The sequence below is a fragment of the Streptomyces sp. NPDC003036 genome, assembly GCF_040611175.1.
GTDB lineage: Bacteria > Actinomycetota > Actinomycetes > Streptomycetales > Streptomycetaceae > Streptomyces.
In genome coordinates this window covers 34,420-52,325 of sequence record NZ_JBEXNO010000035.1, presented here as the reverse complement: position 1 = coordinate 52,325, position 17,906 = coordinate 34,420, and the positions used below count along the sequence as shown (strand labels likewise).

Annotated in this window: 15 protein-coding genes and 1 pseudogene; 5 read left to right on the top strand and 11 right to left on the bottom strand. The window is 71.3% G+C overall.

Going from position 1 to position 17,906, the window contains the following annotated elements:
• Positions 1–13: 13 nt before the first annotated feature.
• The 6 genes and pseudogenes from ABZX67_RS24255 to ABZX67_RS24230 all read right to left on the bottom strand — a co-directional run bounded on the left by ABZX67_RS24255 (position 14) and on the right by ABZX67_RS24230 (position 5,697).
• Positions 14–1,507: a SulP family inorganic anion transporter gene (locus ABZX67_RS24255; protein WP_355363534.1), complete on the bottom strand. Its 1,494-nt coding sequence runs from the start codon at positions 1,505–1,507 to the stop codon at positions 14–16.
• A 14-nt stretch (positions 1,508–1,521) separates the two neighbouring features.
• Entirely contained in the window at positions 1,522–2,103 is a 582-nt protein-coding gene (locus ABZX67_RS24250) for a carbonic anhydrase (protein WP_355363532.1), read from the bottom strand.
• Positions 2,104–2,565: 462 nt separating this feature from the next.
• A pseudogene (locus ABZX67_RS24245) lies at positions 2,566–2,736 on the bottom strand (ATP-binding protein); the annotation flags it as partial.
• Between the two features lie 20 nt (positions 2,737–2,756).
• The gene (rfbD, locus tag ABZX67_RS24240) at positions 2,757–3,617 is read right to left on the bottom strand and encodes a dTDP-4-dehydrorhamnose reductase (protein WP_355363586.1); all 861 of its coding nucleotides are present in this window, start codon (positions 3,615–3,617) and stop codon (positions 2,757–2,759) included.
• Positions 3,614–4,630 (bottom strand): dTDP-glucose 4,6-dehydratase, encoded by a 1,017-nt coding sequence (rfbB, locus tag ABZX67_RS24235; RefSeq protein ID WP_355363530.1) that lies wholly within the window; start codon positions 4,628–4,630, stop codon positions 3,614–3,616. Before rfbB ends, rfbD begins: the two co-directional genes overlap by 4 nt.
• Complete coding sequence (locus tag ABZX67_RS24230) at positions 4,627–5,697, bottom strand: glucose-1-phosphate thymidylyltransferase (protein WP_355363528.1); 1,071 nt, start codon at positions 5,695–5,697, stop codon at positions 4,627–4,629. Before ABZX67_RS24230 ends, rfbB begins: the two co-directional genes overlap by 4 nt.
• A 183-nt stretch (positions 5,698–5,880) precedes the next feature.
• Here ABZX67_RS24230 and ABZX67_RS24225 point away from each other — a divergent pair, with 183 nt between their 5' ends.
• The 5 genes from ABZX67_RS24225 to ABZX67_RS24205 are packed head-to-tail and all read left to right on the top strand — an operon-like array spanning position 5,881 to position 13,011.
• A complete protein-coding gene (locus tag ABZX67_RS24225) occupies positions 5,881–7,116 on the top strand; it encodes a glycosyltransferase family 39 protein (protein ID WP_355363526.1) in 1,236 nt (411 codons plus the stop codon).
• Between the two features lie 53 nt (positions 7,117–7,169).
• Positions 7,170–8,750 carry a bifunctional glycosyltransferase/class I SAM-dependent methyltransferase gene (locus ABZX67_RS24220; RefSeq protein WP_355363524.1) on the top strand — a complete coding sequence of 527 codons (1,581 nt, stop codon included), beginning with the start codon at positions 7,170–7,172 and terminating at the stop codon, positions 8,748–8,750.
• A gap of 10 nt (positions 8,751–8,760) precedes the next feature.
• Entirely contained in the window at positions 8,761–9,135 is a 375-nt protein-coding gene (locus ABZX67_RS24215) for a hypothetical protein (protein ID WP_355363522.1), read from the top strand.
• Between the two features lie 22 nt (positions 9,136–9,157).
• Positions 9,158–11,368, top strand: coding sequence for a CDP-glycerol glycerophosphotransferase family protein (locus tag ABZX67_RS24210; protein ID WP_355363520.1), 2,211 nt, complete (start codon positions 9,158–9,160; stop codon positions 11,366–11,368).
• Entirely contained in the window at positions 11,365–13,011 is a 1,647-nt protein-coding gene (locus ABZX67_RS24205) for a glycosyltransferase family 2 protein (RefSeq protein WP_355363518.1), read from the top strand. The genes ABZX67_RS24210 and ABZX67_RS24205 overlap by 4 nt, the downstream gene beginning before the upstream one ends.
• Positions 13,012–13,098: 87 nt before the next feature.
• On the opposite strand, the gene ABZX67_RS24200 is transcribed toward ABZX67_RS24205, so the two are convergent.
• From ABZX67_RS24200 to ABZX67_RS24180, 5 genes are all read right to left on the bottom strand, one after another.
• On the bottom strand, positions 13,099–13,932 hold the full coding sequence (locus tag ABZX67_RS24200) for a methyltransferase domain-containing protein (RefSeq protein ID WP_355363516.1): 834 nt from the start codon (positions 13,930–13,932) through the stop codon (positions 13,099–13,101).
• Positions 13,929–14,189, bottom strand: a complete 261-nt coding sequence (locus tag ABZX67_RS24195; protein WP_355363514.1) for a hypothetical protein — start codon at positions 14,187–14,189, stop codon at positions 13,929–13,931. Before ABZX67_RS24195 ends, ABZX67_RS24200 begins: the two co-directional genes overlap by 4 nt.
• A complete protein-coding gene (locus ABZX67_RS24190) occupies positions 14,186–14,902 on the bottom strand; it encodes a terpene synthase family protein (RefSeq protein ID WP_355363512.1) in 717 nt (238 codons plus the stop codon). The genes ABZX67_RS24195 and ABZX67_RS24190 overlap by 4 nt, the downstream gene beginning before the upstream one ends.
• Positions 14,903–15,101: 199 nt before the next feature.
• Positions 15,102–15,494 carry a hypothetical protein gene (locus ABZX67_RS24185; protein WP_355363510.1) on the bottom strand — a complete coding sequence of 131 codons (393 nt, stop codon included), beginning with the start codon at positions 15,492–15,494 and terminating at the stop codon, positions 15,102–15,104.
• A 101-nt stretch (positions 15,495–15,595) separates the two neighbouring features.
• Positions 15,596–17,845 (bottom strand): bifunctional glycosyltransferase family 2 protein/CDP-glycerol:glycerophosphate glycerophosphotransferase, encoded by a 2,250-nt coding sequence (locus tag ABZX67_RS24180; protein WP_355363508.1) that lies wholly within the window; start codon positions 17,843–17,845, stop codon positions 15,596–15,598.
• Positions 17,846–17,906 lie beyond the last annotated feature (61 nt).

Sequence of the window (17,906 nt, the reverse complement as noted above, 5' to 3'; positions counted from 1 at the left end):
ATTCCCGGCGGTCCTAGGCCACCGGGGCCCTCCCGCCCGACGCGGCGACCACACGTTCGGTGACCTTCACCGGTTCCGTACCGACCGCGCTGTGCCGTTCGGCCCAGTTCTCCAGGGCCGTGCGGCAGGCGTGGTCCAAGTGGTGCAGCCCGGAGAGATCCAGCTCGACCGGCCGGTCCTGGGGCAGCGCCTCCAGGCTGTCGAGAATCTTCGGCAGCCGCAGGAAGGTCGCGTTGCCCGACAGGTAGGCCTGGATCGGGCCGGCGCCCTTGTCGATGACCTCCAGCTTGACGTGCGACGCATCCCAGGCGGTCTTGACGACCGACAGGGCCAGACCGATGAGCACGCCCTCGAACATGTTCACCGCGACGATCGACACGGCCGTGATCACGAGGATCAGAGCCTCGCCCTTGTGGCCCCGCCACAGCGCCGCGATCTGGCGGAACGGGATCAGCTTCCAGCCCGCGTGCACGAGGATGCCGGCGAGAGCGGGGATCGGGATCAGCGCCAGGGCGGACGGCAGCGCGGCGGCGAACAGCAGCAGCCACACGCCGTGCAGCACACGCGACGCCTTGGTCTTCGCGCCCGCGTTGACGTTGGCGGAGCTGCGCACGATCACCGCGGTCATGGGCAGCGCGCCGAGCAGACCACAGACCGTGTTGCCCGTGCCCTGGGCGATCATTTCCTTGTCGTACTGGGTGCGCGGACCGTCGTGCAGCCGGTCCACGGCCGCCGCGCTGAACAGGCTCTCCGCCGACGCGATCAGCGTGAACGCGATGATGGTGCCCCAGATGGCAGGGCCGGCCAGCTCACCGAATGCCTCGGGCCCCGGCGGCTGGATGACGCCGAGCAGGCCCTCCACCTGGACGGTGGCGACCGGCAGGCTGAGGGCGAACGTGGCGATGGTGGCCAGCATGACCGCTGCGAGGGCGCCGGGCACGGCCTGCGCCTTCTTGGGCATCTTCTTCCACAGCACGAGGAAGGCGATGGTGCCCGCGCCGATCGCGAGCGAGGCCAGAGCCTCCGTGCTGCCGAGCGCGGCGGCGAAGGCCCCCGGGAGCCCCACGAGCTTGCCGATGCCGGTCTCCGGGGCCTTCAGGCCCGCCGCCGCGTATATCTGCCCGGCGATGATCACCAGACCGATGCCGCAGAGCATGCCCTCGACGACGGAGACGGATATCGCCCGGAACCAGCGGCCCGCCTTGAGGAATCCCATGGCGAGCTGGAGCAGCCCGGCGACCAGCACGATCACGCCGAGTGTGGGCACCCCGAACTCGCTGACGGCCTCGAAGACCAGCACGGTCATGCCCGCGGCGGGCCCGGACACCTGGAGGCTGCTGCCGCGCATGAGCCCGGTGACGAGGCCGCCCACGATGCCGGTGACGAGCCCGAGCTCCGCGGGGACCCCGGAGGCGACCGCCACGCCGACGCACAGCGGCACGGCGACCAGGAAGACGACGATGGAGGCAGCGAAGTCCTGCCTCAGGTGAGGAAACTTCGACAACATGGTCACTCGTCCCCTCAGAGCGTCTCGAACGTGTCCGATTGCGCGCGGTGTTCCCGGACGGTCCCGGTGTGGACCTCGTAGTACCAGCCGTGCAACTGGAGTTGGCGCGCCTGGAGGCGCTCCTCGATGCACGGGTAGGAGCGCAGTCGCTCCAGCTGAGTCAGCACGTGGTTCTGCACGGCCTCGGCGACCGCCGGGTCGGCGGGGTCGGAGCACTTGGGCTCGTCCGCGGCGTGCGCGAGCCAGTCGCGCACGGCGGGAACGGCGGTCAGGTCGTCGTGGCGGACCACCGCACCGACCGCGCCGCAGTGGGAGTGGCCGCACACCACGACGTGCTTGACGCCGAGCACCTGCACGGCGTACTCGATCGTGGCCGCCTCACCAGTGGGGGTGGCGGAGGCGTACGGGGGGACGATGTTGCCCGCGGTGCGCAGCTCGAACAGTTCGCCGGGGCGGGCGCCCGTGATCAGGGCCGGAACGACCCGGGAGTCGGAGCAGGTGACGAACAGGACCTCGGGCGACTGGCCCTCGGCCAGCCCGGCGAACTCCTCAGGGCGCTGTCCGAACGTGCGGGCGTTGTCGATGAGGGGTTGCATGATGTGACTCCTCCTGGCGCGCCGTAGGGGCGCGTCGGGCTTACAGGACACAGGACAGAGATGTGGGGGGTCTGCTCCGCAGCGGAACACCTGTTGGTACGGCCGGTGAGTGGCCTGACACTCATCTCGACGTGCGGTGGTACGCGGCACCAGGCATGGCCCGCTCGGGTCTTGGCCATGGAGTGACAGGCCGTGTGCGCAGATGCGAAGGACGCCGAGCATGTGAGGAACGGAAGGACGAGGAGGGCGGCACCGAGGAGCCAAGCACGGACCGAAAGACCGTCATGCCTCCGAACATGCGCCCCCCTCCAGGCAGTTCACTACCTTTTGCGCTTACCAAGGTACGGTCAAGGACCGGTCAAGAACACTTTAACCTGGCAAAGTTGTGTGCCGGGTTAACCCAACGTTTCCAGCTGAAGAGAACCTGCAAATCGAAGCAGGCTTGGACGTCGCGCTGGAGTGCTAGGGGTGCGGCGTGCACTCCGCCCACACCGTCTTGCCGGGGCCGAGGCGGACCTCCACGCCCCACCGTGCCGCGAGCGCGTCGACCAGCGTGAGGCCGTTCCCCCAGCGCACGGGCCGTGCCTGGTGCGTGTCCGAGACCTCGACGCGGACCAGTCCGCTCGCCGTCTCGCCGCGTGCCTGGGCGGAGTTCACCGCGCGGGTGTGAGCAGCGCGGGGAGCGCCGCCCGTAGCGCTTCCCGCCAGTCGCGCAGCGGCCGCAGCCCCGCCTGCCGCCAGCGCGCGTGGCCCAGGACGCTGTACGCCGGGCGCGGTGCCGGTCGGGGGAAGGCCTCGCTCGTCGTGGGCCGGACGCGGTCGGGGTCCGCGCCCAGGAGGTGGAAGGTCTCCCGGGCGAGGTCGTGCCAGGTGCCGTCGCCCGCGTTCGTGGCGTGGTAGACGCCCGGCGGCGCGTCCGCGCGGCCGAGGGCGACGAGGAGGCGGGCGACGTCGGCGCTCCACGTGGGCTGGCCGCGCTGGTCCGCGACGACGTCCACGGAGGGGCGTTCCACCTCCAGACGGGCCATGGTGCGGACGAAGTTGGCGCCGCCCGCCCCGTACAGCCAGGCCGTCCGGATCACGTAGCCGTCCTCGGGGAGCAGTTCCAGGACGGCGCGTTCGCCCGCGAGCTTGGTGCGGCCGTACGCGGTGCGGGGGGCGGGGAGCGCGTCCTCGGTGTACGGAGCCGAAGCGCGGCCGTCGAAGACGTAGTCCGTCGAGACGTGCAGCAGTCGGCAGCCCTGCGCGGCGCACGCCTCCGCCAGCGAGCGGACCGCCGTGCCGTTGACGGACAGGGCCTCGGCCTCGCGCGTCTCGGCGTCGTCCACGGCCGTCCAGGCCGCGCAGTTGACGACCACCGAGGGGCGCAGCGCCGCCACCGCCTCGCGGACCGCGTGAGCGTCGCACACGTCCAGGTCGCGGCGCGTGAGGCCGACAGCCTCATCGCCCAAGCAGGTCAGCACATCGCGGGCGAGTATCCCGGCCGCGCCGGTGACCAGCCAGGGGCCCGTCACAGCGCCGCCCGGCTCAGCAGCGGCTGCCACCAGGAGCGGTTGTCGCGGTACCAGGCGACCGTCTCGGCGAGGCCCGTCGCGAAGTCCTTGGCCGGGCGGTAGCCGAGCTCGTCGCGGATCTTGGTCCAGTCCACCGCGTACCTGCGGTCGTGGCCCTTGCGGTCCTCGACCTGCTGCACGTGGGACCAGTCCGCCCCGCAGGCGTCCAGCAGGAGGGACGTCAGCTTGCGGTTGGACAGCTCCGTCCCGCCGCCGATGTTGTAGATCTCGCCCGCCCGGCCCCGCGTCCGTACGAGCTCGATCGCGCGCACGTGGTCGTCGACGTGCAGCCAGTCCCGCACGTGCGAGCCGTCCCCGTACAGGGGCACCTTTCCGCCGTCCAGCAGCCGGGTGATGAAGAGGGGGACGACCTTCTCGGGGAAGTGGTGGGGGCCGTAGTTGTTCGAGCAGCGCGTGACCCGGACGTCCAGGCCGTGGGTGCGGTGGTAGGAGAGCGCGATGAGGTCGGCCGACGCCTTGGAGGCGGCGTACGGCGAGTTGGGCCGTACCGGCTCGTCCTCCGTCCAGGAGCCCGTCTCGATCGAGCCGTACACCTCGTCCGTCGAGATGTGGACGAAGGGCGCGGTGCGGTGACGCAGGCAGGCGTCCAGCAGGGTCTGCGTGCCGAGCACGTTCGTGCGGACGAACTCGGCGGCGCCGAGGATCGAGCGGTCGACGTGCGACTCGGCGGCGAAGTGCACGACCTGGTCGTGCTCGGAGACCAGCTTGTCGACCAGGTCGGCGTCCCGGATGTCGCCGTGGAGGAAGGCGAAGCCGGGGTGGTCGCGGACGGGGGCGAGATTGGCGAGGTTTCCGGCGTAGGTGAGGCGGTCCAGGACCGTGACCTCGGTCCGGGCGGGGCCGTCCGGCCCGGCGGGCCCGTCGGGGCCCAGCAGCGTGCGGACGTAGTGCGAGCCGATGAAACCGGCGCCGCCGGTCACCAGGATCCGTGTGACGGGAGGGGGCGGGGTCATGACGAGATCTGCACCTTGCTGTGATCGCCGAGCACCAGGCGGTGGGCGGCCGGGATGGCCGGGGCGGGGGTGATCTCGACGTTACGGCCGATAAGGGACGCTTCCACGCGACCCACGCCGTGGAGGGAGGAGCCGCTGAGCACGATGGAGTACTCGATCTCGCTGTCCGTCACCCGGCAGTTCTCCGCGATGGAGGTGGAGGGGCCGATGTAGGAGTTCTCGACGACCGTGCCCGCGCCGATGACGGCCGGGCCGACGATCCGCGAGCCGCGCACGGTCGCGCCGCCGCCGATGCGGACGCGGCCGATGATCTCGGTGGCGGCGTCGACGGTGCCCTCGTTCGCCGGGGTGAGGATCTCCAGGACGGAACGGTTCACCTCCAGCATGTCGGCGACGTTCCCGGTGTCCTTCCAGTAGCCGGAGATGATCGTGGAGGTGACCGTGCGGCGCTCGTCGATGAGCCACTGGAGCGCGTGCGTGATCTCCAGCTCCCCGCGCGCCGACGGCGTGATGGCGCGGACGGCCTCGTGGACGGCGGGCGAGAAGAGGTACACCCCGACCAGGGCGAGGTCGCTGCGCGGATGCGCCGGTTTCTCCTCCAGGCGCGCCACCCGCCCGTCGATGTCGAGCTCGGCGACGCCGAAGGCGCGCGGGTCGGGCACCTTGGTCAGCAGGATCTGCGCGTCGGGGCGGCTCGTACGGAACTCCTCGACCAGATCCGTGATGCCCCCGACGATGAAATTGTCGCCGAGGTACATCACGAAGTCGTCGTCGCCGAGGAATTCACGGGCGATCAGCACGGCGTGCGCGAGGCCGAGCGGCGCGTGCTGCGGGATGTACGTGACGTCGAGGCCGAAGCGCGAGCCGTCGCCGACGGCGGCACGGATCTCGTCGGCGGTGTCGGGGGCCACGATGATGCCCGTGTCGCGGATCCCGGCGGCGGCGATGGACTCGAGTCCGTAGAAGAGCACCGGCTTGTTGGCGACGGGCACGAGCTGCTTGGCGGACGTGTGCGTGATGGGGCGCAGCCGGGTGCCGGCCCCTCCGGAGAGTACGAGTGCTTTCACTGGGCCTACCTTCAAGGAGAGTTGACGCCGCGCCTTGCGTACGGCCGTGAGCCATACGTGTGATTCGCAAAGTCGGTTTTGTGGCGATAATGCACGTACAGCGAACTGTATTGCGTTTACGCCCGTTTAAGTGTGTTAATCGGTGCTTCGCGTCGTACCGTTGGTATTGCTACGTTCGTCAACATGAACGTCCGAATGTCGTCCTCTTGGGACGTGCGGAAAGCCCGGATCGCCGTCCTCGTCGTCGCGGCGGTCGCGTTCCTCTCGAAAGTCGCGCTCGCGGCCTCCACCCGGGGGCCCGCCGATGTGCGCTTCTTCTGGGGCTTCGCGCGGGCCATCGCCCGGACGGACCCCATTCGCGTCTACGCCGAGCCGCTGCCCTGGCTGCCCGTCTACAACCATCCGCCGCTGGCGAGCTGGATGCTGCTCGTCATGGAGTGGCTCGCCCAGCACGGGGTGCCGTGGCGGCCGCTGATCCGGTTCCCGGCGTGCCTGGCCGACTTCATCACCGTGCTGTTGGTGTTCGAGATCGTACGGAGGCGGGGCCGGCTGCGGACGGCCGTCGCCTGCGCGCTGGGCGCGGCCCTGTGCCCGGTCCTGGTCGCCACCTCCGGGTACCACGGCAACACCGACTCCGTGGCGGTGATGTTCGCCTTCGCGGCCGCGTACCTGCTCGTCGACCGGAAGAAGCCCAGGGCGGCGGGCGTCGCGGCGGCGCTCTGCATCAGTGTGAAGATCATCCCGGTGGTGGCGGTTCCGCTGCTGTTCGTCGCCGCCTGGCGCGCCGGGCGCCCCACCTTCCTCCGGTTCGGCGGGGGCTTCGCGGTGCTGTTCCTCACCGTGTGGGGGCCGGTCATCGCCACCGTGCCGGGCGCGCTCAAGGCGAACGTGCTCGAGTACGCGGGCGGCAACTTCAGCTTCTGGGGCATCATCCGCTTCGCCCGCTGGGCCGGGGTGCCGGAGCCGTACGTGGCGCTCGTGCGCGGCGACGGGCACTTCCTGATCGTCGCGGCGATCATGGCGGCCGGAGTGTGGCTCGCCTGGCGCCGGCCCGGCGACGCACCCGTGGCCGTCGCCACCACGCTGGGGCTGCTGCTCCTGCTGAGCACCGCGTCGGGGGTGCAGTACCTCGCGTGGCCGGCGGCCGGGCTCTTCGTCATCGGCCTGTGGCAGGGGATCGCGTACGGCGTCGTCGTCGGCGGCGTGGCCGTGTCCGTCTACGCGGGCCAGCGGCCCGTCCACTGGACCGACACGGAGATGGCGTTCGGCGCGCTGGGGTGGGCGGTGCTGGCGGTGTGCGTGGCGACCGGCATCCACCGCGCGCTCGGCGCGGCGGCGAGGGGCCGCGATCCGGGGGCGCCCGCCGTGGAGATCGCCAGGCCGCGTACGGAGGCGCGATCGGCCCGGTCGGCCAACTGACCCAGTCCCGCAGAACCCCCCGGTACCCGTGACACCACGAGTGGAGAAGTCCCGTGACTCCCGAAAGTCCCACAGGCCCCGCCGAAAGCGGCCCCCGCATCGGGGTCCTCGTCGTCGCGTACAACGCCGAATCGACCCTCGAGAAGACCCTCGACCGCATCCCCGCCGACTTCCGGCCCCGCATCGCCGAGATCCTCATCCTCGACGACGCCAGCCACGACGCCACCTTCACCGCCGGCTGCCGCTGGTCCCAGCTCGACGGCATGCCCCCCACCGTCGTCATGCGCCACACCAAGAACCTCGGCTACGGCGGCAACCAGAAGGCCGGTTACGCCCTCGCCGCCGAGCGCGGCCTCGACATCGTCGTCCTCCTCCACGGCGACGGCCAGTACGCCCCCGAGCTGCTCCCGCAGATGGTCGAGCCCCTCGAACGCGGCGAGTGCGAAGCCGTCTTCGGCTCCCGCATGATGCGGCCCCGCGACGCCCTGCGCGGCGGCATGCCTGCCTACAAGTGGCTCGGCAACCGCATCCTCACGCGGCTGGAGAACGCCCTCCTGGGCTCGGCGCTCACCGAGTTCCACTCCGGCTACCGCGCCTACAAGGTGGACGCCCTGCGGCGGCTGCCCATCGACCGCAACACCGACGCCTTCGACTTCGACACCCAGATCATCGTCCAGCTCGTCGACGCCGGCATGCGCATCAAGGAGATCCCCATCCCCACCTACTACGGGGACGAGATCTGCTACGTCAACGGCCTGCGCTACGCCAAGGACGTCGTCAAGGACGTCCTCGCATACCGCCTCGCCAAAAAGGGCTTCGGCACCTGCGACTGGATTCCCAAGCCCGTCGCCTACGCCTTCAAGGAGGGCGACGGCTCCTCGCACGCCGTCATCCTGGACCGGATGCGCGACCTGCCGCCCGGGCGCGTCCTCGACGTCGGCTGCTCCGGCGGCCTGTTCGCCGAGCGCCTCGAAGCCCTCGGGCACACGGTCACCGGCATCGACTGCGTGGAGGTCGACGGCGTGCGCGAGCGCTGCTCGGGCGGCTTCCACCCGGCCGACCTGGAGGAGGGCCTGCCCGACGCCGTCCACGAGGCCGGCGGGTACGACTACGTCGTCGCCGGCGACGTCGTCGAACACCTCTCCCGCCCCGAACGCCTCCTCGCCGAACTGCGCGACGTGCTCCGCCCCGACGGACACGTCCTGCTGTCCGTACCGAACTTCGGCCACTGGTACTCGCGGCTGCGCGTCGCGCTCGGCATCTTCGACTACGACCGGCGCGGCATCCTCGACGAGACACACCTGCGCTTCTTCAGCCGCGCCAGTCTGCGCCGCACTGTACGCTCCGCCGGCTACGACGTGCTGTCCCTCCGCGCCACCGGAGCGCCGTTCTGGTCCGTCCTCGGCGGCGGACCGGCGGCCAGGGCGCTCGGCGCGCTGTCGAAGCTGCTGACCCGGATCCGGCCGACCCTCTTCGGCTACCAGTACGTCGCCGTGCTCACCCCGCACGCGGCGCGGACGATCATCGCTGGGGAGCACATCGATGTCCAGGACATCCTCAACCGCCAGTACGTGCCGACCGACGTCCCCGCCGACGTCCCCGCCGCTGTCCCGGCCCACCGCGTGGGCGTCTGAGAGGCGGACGTTGACCCTGGCCAGCTTCTCCCTGCTGCTGTTCGCGGTGTTCTCCTCCGCCGCCGGGCAGATCATGCTCAAGCACGGCATGCGGGCCGCCGCCACCGCCGCCGAGAAGAGCGGCGGCTCCCTCGCCGTGCGCGCCGCGACCACGCCCTGGGTGGTGGTCGGCCTCGCCGTCTTCGCCGTCTCCGCCGTCGCCTGGATGTCCACCCTCGCGCGGGTGCCGCTGTCGGTCGCGTACCCCTTCAACGCCCTCGGCTACCTGCTCATCGTGCTCGCCGGCTCGACCCTCCTGCACGAGCGGACCTCGCCGTGGACCTGGGCCGGGTCGCTGCTCGTGGTCATCGGCCTCGTCACCGTCTTCGCCGGCCAACGCTCCTGACCTCGGACCTCGGAGGGACCGCATGACCCAGCTCAGCGTCGTCGTCTCGGGCCGTGCCCCCCTCAGCCGGCTGCGCGCGTGCCTGGAGAGCGTCACCGCGCAGCCGTACGCACGCCTCGACGTCGTGGTGACCGTGCCGCTCGACGACCCGGCCGCCCGCGCGCTCGCCGAGACGCATGAGACCCGCGACCCGCGCGTCACCGTCGTCCCCGTCTCGCCGCACGCGTCGACGGCCACCGCGCGGGCCACCGCCGCGGGCGCCGCGCGAGGGGCGTACGTGCAGTTCGTCCACCCCGACGACCGGCTGCCCGAGGGCGCGGCGGCCGCCCTGGCCGCCCGGCTCGACGCCCTGCCGGAGGCCGCGGCCGCCGACGTGCTGCTCTGCGACCACCGGCTGGCCCACTGGTGGGACGACGCCGCGCCCAGCGGCGACACCGACCTCCTCACCCGGCTGCCCCGGCTCACCAGCCTCGACGAGCGGCCCGACCTGCTGGACCTCGCGCCCGTCCTCGGCGCCCGCCTCATCAGCGCCCGGCTCCTCGCCGAACACCCCGGGCTCCTCGCCGTCGAGGGCGACCTCTACCCCGCGTACGCCGTCCTGCTCCTGGCCCGGCGTATCGCCTGCTGCGACACCGTGGCCCTCGTCCACCGCCGCGACCGGCCCGTCCAGCGGCGCGCCGCCGACCCCGAGCGGCACTTCGCGGCCTTCGGCCCGTACGAGCGGCTGCACGAGCTGTACGCCGCCTGCGGCAACCCGGCCGTACGCGCCCGGCTGTACGACCGGATGACCGCCGACTACCTCGCCACCCTCGCCCGCCGCGACGAGCTGCCGCCCGCGCTCGTCGCCGAGTACTTCCGCCGCGCCGCCCGCCACGCGGCCCGCTTCCGCCCCGAGGGCCACCGCGGGCCCGGCGGCCTCGACGGCGTACGCCACCAGCTGCTGGTGCACGGCGCCTACCTCGGCTACCGGGCGCTGCGCGGCGCCAACGACAAGCGCCGCGCCCTCCAGTCCGCCGCGGGGGCGCGCGCCGAGCAGGTCGCGGCCGTCCGCACCCGGCGCCGCTACCGCGCGGCCCTGCGCCGCCGCGTCGACGAGGACCTCGCCGTCTTCTCGGCGTACTGGGGGCGGGGCGTCCACTGCAACCCGGCCGCCCTCGCCGCCGAGCTCGCCGAACTCGCGCCCGACATCCGCCGCGTGTGGGTCGTGGAGGAGGACCGCGTCCCGCTGCTGCCGCCCGGCACCGACCACGTCGTCCCGGGCACGCCCCGCTACTGGGACGTCCTCGCCCGCGCCAAGTACCTCGTCAACAACGTCAACTTCCCCAACGAGGTCGTCAAGAGGCCCGGCTCCGTCCACGTACAGACCCACCACGGCACCCCGCTGAAGCGCATGGGCGTCGACCAGCGCGACCACCCGGCCGCCGCCCAGGGCCTCAACTTCGACGCCCTGCTGGAGCGCATCGACCGCTGGGACTACAGCCTCTCCGCCAACAGCCACTCCACCGAGACCTGGGCCCGCGCCTACCCCTCCGGCTACCGCTCCCTCGACTACGGCTATCCGCGCAACGATGTCTACTACCGGGCCACCGCCGAGGACGTCCTCGCCGCCCGCGCCCGCCTCGGCATCGCCCCGGGCCGCCGGGCCGTCCTGTACGCCCCCACGCACCGCGACCACGAGGCCCGCTGGACGCCCCGCCTCGACCTGCCGCGCCTCGCCGAGCGGCTCGGCGAGGACACCGTGCTGCTCGTCCGCGGGCACTACTTCCACGACCGGCTGCCCGGGCCCCGCCACCCCCGCGTCCTCGACGTCACCGGCTGGGACCCCGTCGAGGACCTCGCGCTCGCCGCCGACGTCCTCGTCACGGACTACTCGTCCCTCATGTTCGACTACGCCAACCTCGACCGGCCCATCGTCGTCCACGCCGACGACTGGGAGACGTACACCCGCGTCCGCGGCGTCTACTTCGACCTGACGGCCGAGGCCCCCGGGCCGGTCACCCGCGGCCAGGGCGAACTGACCGAGGTCCTCACCTCCACCGCCTGGTGCGACGAGACCGCCCGCAAGCAGCGCCACGACTTCCGGCTGCGCTTCTGCGAGTACGACGACGGGCACGCCGCCGAACGGGTCGTGCGCCGCGTCTTCCTCGGCGAGGGCGAGGAGGGCCTGCCGCCCGTGCTGCCCCTCGACCGGCGCACCCCCGCACCCACCCCCGAGGAGGCCGCGCGCCGATGAGCACCTTTCCGGACGTCACCGTCACCGTCATCGTCCACAACGACGCGGCGCGGCTTCCGCGCGCCGTCGCCTCCGTACGCGCCCAGACCCACCGCGCGATCGAGATCGTCATCAGCGACGACCACTCCACGGACGACACCCCGAAGGTCGCCGCCGCGCTCGCCGCCAAGGACGACCGGATCCGGCTGCTGCGGCTGGAGCGGAACAGCGGCGGCTGCGGCGCGCCCCGCAACCGGGCCGTCGAGATCGCCCGCGCGCCCTTCCTGATGTTCCTCGACAGCGACGACGAACTCCCTCCGAGGGCCGTCGAGCTGCTGCTCGCCGCGCACCGGGAGGCGGACGTCGACTTCACCATGGGCGCGGTGGAGCGGGTGCGGGCCGACACCGGCGCCACGTCCACCTGGATGGCGTCCCTCTTCGGCCGACGCCGCACGGTGCGGGGCATCGAGGACGAGCCGCGGCTGCTCTTCGAGCCGCTGTCGACCAACAAGATGTACCGCAAGGAGTTCCTCGACCGGCACCGGCTGCGCTTCCCCGAGGGCCTGCACTACGAGGACCAGCTCTTCTCGGCCCAGGCGTACACCCTGGCCCGCGCCTTCACCGTCCTCACCGAACCCGTCTACCGCTGGTACATCGCCCCCTACGCCGCCGCCGACGAGGCCACCATCTCCAACCGGCGCCACCTGATGTCCAACGTCCGGGACCGGATCGCCATCGCCCGGCTCATCGACGCGTTCCTGGAGGGGCAGGGCGTCTCGGCGGCCGTCCGGGAGGAGAAGGACTTCAAGTTCCTGTCCCACGACGTCCGGCTGTACGCGGGCGACCTGCCGTACCGGGACGTGGAGTGGGTCGCGGAGTTCGCCGCCGAGACCCTGCCGTACCTGGAGGGGCTGGCCCCGGCCGCGTACGAACGGCTGGGCTGGGTCGAGCGGGCCGTGCTCGGGCTGCTGCGCGAGGGCCGGTACGAGGAGGCGCGGCTCGCCGCGCGAGGCCTCGTGCACGGCGTGGGCCCGCGCGAGACGAGCGCGGCCGGGGGGCGGACGTACTGGGGCGGGGAGGTGCCCGCGACCGAGGCCGGCCGCCGCGACCTGGACCTGACGGAACGGGACCTGGAGGGGTGCCCGTTCGGCGCGGCGCGCTTCCGGCACGAGATCACGCACCTGGCCCATACGGGCGCGGTCGTCGAACTGGCGGTACGGACGTACGACCCCGGGCGGCGGCTGGCGCTCGCCCCCCAGCCGGCGCGGCTGCACCTCGCGCCCGGCGGGCGGCGCACCACCCTGCCGGTGCGGCTGGACCCGGCCGGGCGCGGCGTCTTCGAAGGCGCCGTACGCCTCGACCTGGCGGCCGTGGCGCTGCCCCCGCACGGCTTCTGGGGCGTGCGCCACCCCGTGCTGGAGGTCACCGACGGACACACCGCGAACGCGGGCGTGCTGCTGGCGCCGCTGGACTTCCCGCCCTTCGAGGTGACCGGGCCCGCGCGGCACCGCGTCACCGTCGAACCGGAGGGGCGGGACGCGGGGCGCCTCCAGGTGCGGTGGCGGCCGGGCGGGGCGGCGGGGCGGCTGCTCGTGCCGATGGCCCGGCGGGGCGTGGTCCGCAGGCTGGCCAGGGGGCTGGGCCGATCTTCCGCGACGCGGTAGGCGCTTGTCGGCTCCAGCGCCTACGGGCCCGGGCTTGCCCGCGCACCTACCATGAGCCAGCGGGCGGGCCCGGGCTTCCGATGCGGATCAGCCATGCGCGGCTGCCGACGCCGTTGCCTTTGCAGTGATGATCATGTTTGTTGGGAGACCCGCTTCAAAGAGAGCGGTCAGCATGGCCTTTCCCTGGTCGCGGACGTGCGCATCGATCCCCTGCGCCTGATCGAGCTGTGTGATCATGTGCCGATAATGCGGAAGGGTGCGGTCGGTGATGTCCCGGTATTCCACCGGCAGGAGCCCTGCGTCCAGTAGCGCCGTGACGTAGGTGTTCAGGCGTAAGAAGGGCGCGTTGAAGGACATGCGCCGGTAGGCCTCGACGACGGCGCGCTCTGCATCGGTGGGGGCTTGTATCTCCACACGGTCAGTGGCGACGAGATGCCCACCGGGCTTGAGGACCCTGGCGATCTGGCGGAAGGCGGCCGGGCGGTCGTTCATGTGGACGAGCGACTCGATGGCCATGACGGCATCGAAGTGGCAGGAAGGGTAGGCCAGGTCTTCGCCGTCACCCAACTCGAAGACGACCTGGCCATCTGCGCCCGCCTCGACCGCGCGTCGTCGGGCTTCGGAGATCAGGGCCGGACTGGTGGCGATCGCGGTGACCTGGACGTCCATTGCCTTGGCCAGCCGGATAGCGGGAGCTCCGAGGCCGCATCCAATGTCCAGGACACGATCCCCGGGCGAGACGCCCAGGCGGGCGATGACGAGGTCGGTCATACGGTCAGTCGCCTCACCCAATGGGCTGCTGTCCTCGTCGTTCTCCCAATAGCCCACGTGGACGTTCGGCCCGGACAGGGCGGCAATCATGCTGATGTTGTCATAGAACGCCGCTACTTGTTCCTTGCTGAATACCTCTACGCTCGTCAACGGGGGGTTCCTTCCAGTACCGGGACGTCGGGGAAGAAGGTGTGGGTCGGCGTCAGGCGCAGCTCGCCGGTCAGGACGCCGTTCCACACGAACCCGCGGCCGTGGTATCGAGGGGCCATGAATGACCAGCGGTGGTTGGCCGCTCCGATGTGCTGGAACGTTTCCAGTAGTTGAAGAAGCCCTGGGACGTCCGCCAGATGGGAGCTGGTGATCTCGTTCCAGTAGCGGACGGCGATGTCCTGGCAGTCATCGATCATGCGGGCGACGGTGTCGACCGCCTCCTGAAGCGTGGCGCCCTGGGAGCGGCGCAAGAGGCAGACGGCATTGTTTGGTCGCCTCTGGCGCATTCCGCGCGGAACGACAGCAGGTCGTTGGGTAGGTACCAGTAGTCCATGATTGCAGCCCAGTAGCGTTCGACCAGTTCGTGCTTGAGAGCGTTCTGGTCGATGTCGATACCCAGGACATATTGCGTTACCACGTGGTAAAAGACGGTCGCCGAGCTGCCGCCGGCGGCGCGCATGTGCATGTAGCTGTCCAGGTCGGTCACCTGGTGACGGAGCAGGTTGGAGGCCTCATCACCGATGGTGACGGTCGAGTAGTGGTCGAAGGCTTCCGCGAGCCGAGTGAAGCCTTCAGGGGTTGCCTTGGCGGCGAAACGATTTATCAGGTCGTTGATGCTGCTCATCTCCCAAGGCTGGTCCGGTGCTGGACCGCCTTTGAGCATGGTCTTGAGGGAGTCCAGGTAGTCAAGGACTGCGTCCTCGCGCTGTTCGTCGCTGATGCCCGGAGTGGTGCGGAGGCCGGCTACATCGTTGTCGTGGAAGAAAAGCCAGTCGGTGAGGTTGCAGACGTCGAGGACCTTCTCCGTATCCAGCCGGTAGTACGACATACAGACGAACAGGGCAGAGAGGTTATCGGCCAGGATTTGGTCTGCCGCTTCGGGCTTACCGGGCAGAAGGCGACTGCGCACCCAGTCCTCGTGCCGCGCCAGGATGCTGTAGTAGTCAGGGTGCAGGCCGCAGCTGAAGCGCTGCCTAAAACAACCCGTAAGTATGCGGTGGACTGCTCCTGGGACATCGACCGTGTACAGGTGGAGATGAAGTGACCTCGAGCCGGGCAGGCGGTACTTTTTCGCCTGTCCGGCACCCCGCCGTCACGCCGGCGGCAGCCTAGGCTTCTGCTGCTAGTTGCGAAACGCGCTGCCGCGAAACCCCTAGGATTAGGGAAATATCTGCGCCCGAGATCCCTGAATTCTGCAAACTCTTGACCAGGTTCTTGTGGGCCTGTGAAGACCTCTCCTGGGCCCGCCGCGCCGTCAGGGCTGCCTCGACTGCTTCTCTTTTCGCGCTCTGGAGGGGTTCGCCCAGATCGGTATCGAGCTGCACGTGAACGGAATCCGGATCGGCTTCTGTCTTTTCGGCGATGAGGTTCCGCGCGGCGCTGGTTGCCTGCGTCAAGCGGCGCACCACAACTTCTCCCACATGCGGAACGTTCAGTCGCCAGCCCTGTCGCATCAAGATCGCTCGGACTCGGTACATCTCATTCTCGGACCGGGGCTCCATGCGACATACGTTAACCCGCCCTTGACGGCTGTGTCTAGAGCGCCTTGACGGGAGGTACCACGCCGACACGCGACCGGCGGTCACCTGCCAACCGGCACTGCCTAGCGCGGCGCCGGGAACAGCATCGACACCGCCTGACCCATCGACGGCGCCGGGCGGCGCTCCTCCAGCGGGACGACGGGCGCCAGCCGCTCCGGGTCCTCGCCCAGGAACACGTGGCGGACGACCCGCTCGGCCGCGTGCCCGTCGTCGTACGGGCAGAACCGCGCCCGGAACGCGGCCCGCAGCTGCGCCGAGCGCGAGCCCCGCCAGTGGCCGGTGACGAAGATGTCGATCAGCTCGTCCTCGGAGCGGGCCACCGCCCCCGGCGGGAAGGCGCGCAGGTCGAAGTAGGTGCCCCGGGCCGCGTCGTACACCGCCCAGTCCTCGGTGTGGACGACGATCGGCCGGTCCAGGTTGGCGTAGTCGAACATCAGCGAGGAGTAGTCCGTCAGCAGCGCGTCCGACGCCAGGCACAACTGCTCGACGGACGGGTGCGCCGAGACGTCGAGCACGCGGGAGCTGGTGGCGGTCAGGGGTTCGCCGTCGCCGTGCGTGGGGTGGGCGCGCGCGAGGATCACGAACCGGGGGCCGAGCGCCACCGCCAGCCGGTCCAGGTCCAGCAGGTGCGGCTGCGGGTGGACGTAGTCGCGGTGGGTGGGCGCGTACAGGATCGCCGTGTGGCCCTCGGGGATGCCGAGCGTCTCGCGCAGCCGGGCGACGTCGGCGGCGCCGGCCCGCTGGAAGACGTCGTTGCGCGGGCTGCCGTATTCGAGCGTGCGGTACGCGGCCGGGTAGACCCGCTCCCATACGAGGGTGGCGTGGCGGTTGGGGGAGACGAGGTAGTCCCAGGTGTCGACCGCGCGCAGCAGCCCGGCGAAGTCCATGCCCCGGGCGGCGGCCGGCCGGTGCATCAGGTCCAGGCCCATGTGCTTGAGCGGCGTGCCGTGCTGCGTCTGGACCACGACCTGGCCGCGCCGCTTGACCAGGCGGCGGTCGAAGTTCACGTTGTTGACGAGGTACTTGGAGCGGGCCAGGGCCGTCCAGTACGCCGCCGAGCCCGGACGCACCCGGCGCGTGCCCGGCGGCACGGTGTGGGCGTACGCCGGAGCGCAGATCCACGAGGTGCGGATGTGCGGCGCCAGCTCCCGCACCCGCTCCTCGATGGCGGCCGGGCTGCACGCGTAACCCCGGCCCCAGTACGCGCCGAAGACCGCGCGGTCGTCGCGGACCGGCAGGCAGCGCTGGAGGCGGTAGTGCAGCTGGAGCAGTACGCCGCGCACCGAGCCCAGGATCCGGCGGGCGCTGGTGGCGAGGCGCTTCCTCGCCGTACGGGCGGCCATGAGCGTGCGGTACGTGCGGTGGCTGCCGCACCGCACCAGGGCGTGGCGCAGGCGCGTGGTGGCCTTCGGGGCGGCGAACTTCGGGGCGGCGCCCGGCGCGCGGTAGCGGCGGTAGTGCGCGCGGGCGCGCCGGAAGAAGCGGGCGCGCGTGCCGCGCGGCAGGCGCCCCGGCGCCATGAACACGGAGGTGAAGTGGTCCGCCATGCGGCGGCACAGCACCGGCCGCCAGTGCGCCAGCTCGGGGCGGCCGTCGAGGAACGCGAACAGCCGCTCGTACTGGTCGAACAGGTCGAAGTGGCGCAGGCTCGTGGTGCTCAGGATGGAGCCGGAGCGGCGCTGGCGGTAGTGCACGCACACCCGGTCGAGCGTGGCGATCGACCCGGCGGCCAGCAGCGCCGGATAGGTCCACGGCGTGTCCTCGTAGAACCCGGGCGGGAAGGCGAAGCCCTCGCGCCGGACGAACTCCCGCTTGTACGCCTTGTTCCACACCACCATCAGCACCTTCAGCAGCCCCGGCCGGTCCGCGAGGGTGAAGGGCGCGGGGCCCTCCTGGCCGAGGTGGGCGTGGAACTCGTTGCGGACGGTCTCGCCGGTGGCGTACGTACGGGCGTAGTCGTAGACCAGGACGTCCGGGTCGCCGGTCTCCTTGAGGCGGTCGGCGATGGCCTGGAGGGCGCCCGGTACGAGCGTGTCGTCGCCGTCGAGGAAGACGAGGTAGTCGCCCGTGGCCTGGGCGAGCCCGGCGTTGCGGGCCCGGCCCAGGCCGGAGTTCTCGGGCAGGTGCACGGCGACGACCCGGCGGTCGCGGGCGGCGAACTCGTCGACGATCGCACCGCAGCCGTCGGGCGAGCAGTCGTCCACGGCGATCAGTTCCAGGTCGTCGCAGGACTGGGAGAGCACCGACTCCAGGCACGCGTGCAGATAGGGCCGGACGTTGTACGCGGGGACGATGACGCTGAACCGGGGCATGGCCCGGGAACTTCCGATGGACCGACCGGGTTACGCGCCCCGTGGCATACGGGGGACCCGC

What these genes read in the sequence shown, in the direction of transcription:
- ABZX67_RS24195 (WP_355363514.1), bottom strand. Translation starts at nt 14,189, where the DNA reads ATGATCGATGACTGCCAGGACATCGCCGTCCGCTACTGGAACGAGATC.
- ABZX67_RS24250 (WP_355363532.1), bottom strand. Translation starts at nt 2,103, where the DNA reads ATGCAACCCCTCATCGACAACGCCCGCACGTTCGGACAGCGCCCTGAG.
- ABZX67_RS24255 (WP_355363534.1), bottom strand. Translation starts at nt 1,507, where the DNA reads ATGTTGTCGAAGTTTCCTCACCTGAGGCAGGACTTCGCTGCCTCCATC.
- rfbB (WP_355363530.1), bottom strand. Translation starts at nt 4,630, where the DNA reads ATGACCCCGCCCCCTCCCGTCACACGGATCCTGGTGACCGGCGGCGCC.
- ABZX67_RS24225 (WP_355363526.1), top strand. Translation starts at nt 5,881, where the DNA reads ATGAACGTCCGAATGTCGTCCTCTTGGGACGTGCGGAAAGCCCGGATC.
- ABZX67_RS24185 (WP_355363510.1), bottom strand. Translation starts at nt 15,494, where the DNA reads ATGGAGCCCCGGTCCGAGAATGAGATGTACCGAGTCCGAGCGATCTTG.
- ABZX67_RS24205 (WP_355363518.1), top strand. Translation starts at nt 11,365, where the DNA reads ATGAGCACCTTTCCGGACGTCACCGTCACCGTCATCGTCCACAACGAC.
- ABZX67_RS24180 (WP_355363508.1), bottom strand. Translation starts at nt 17,845, where the DNA reads ATGCCCCGGTTCAGCGTCATCGTCCCCGCGTACAACGTCCGGCCCTAT.
- ABZX67_RS24210 (WP_355363520.1), top strand. Translation starts at nt 9,158, where the DNA reads ATGACCCAGCTCAGCGTCGTCGTCTCGGGCCGTGCCCCCCTCAGCCGG.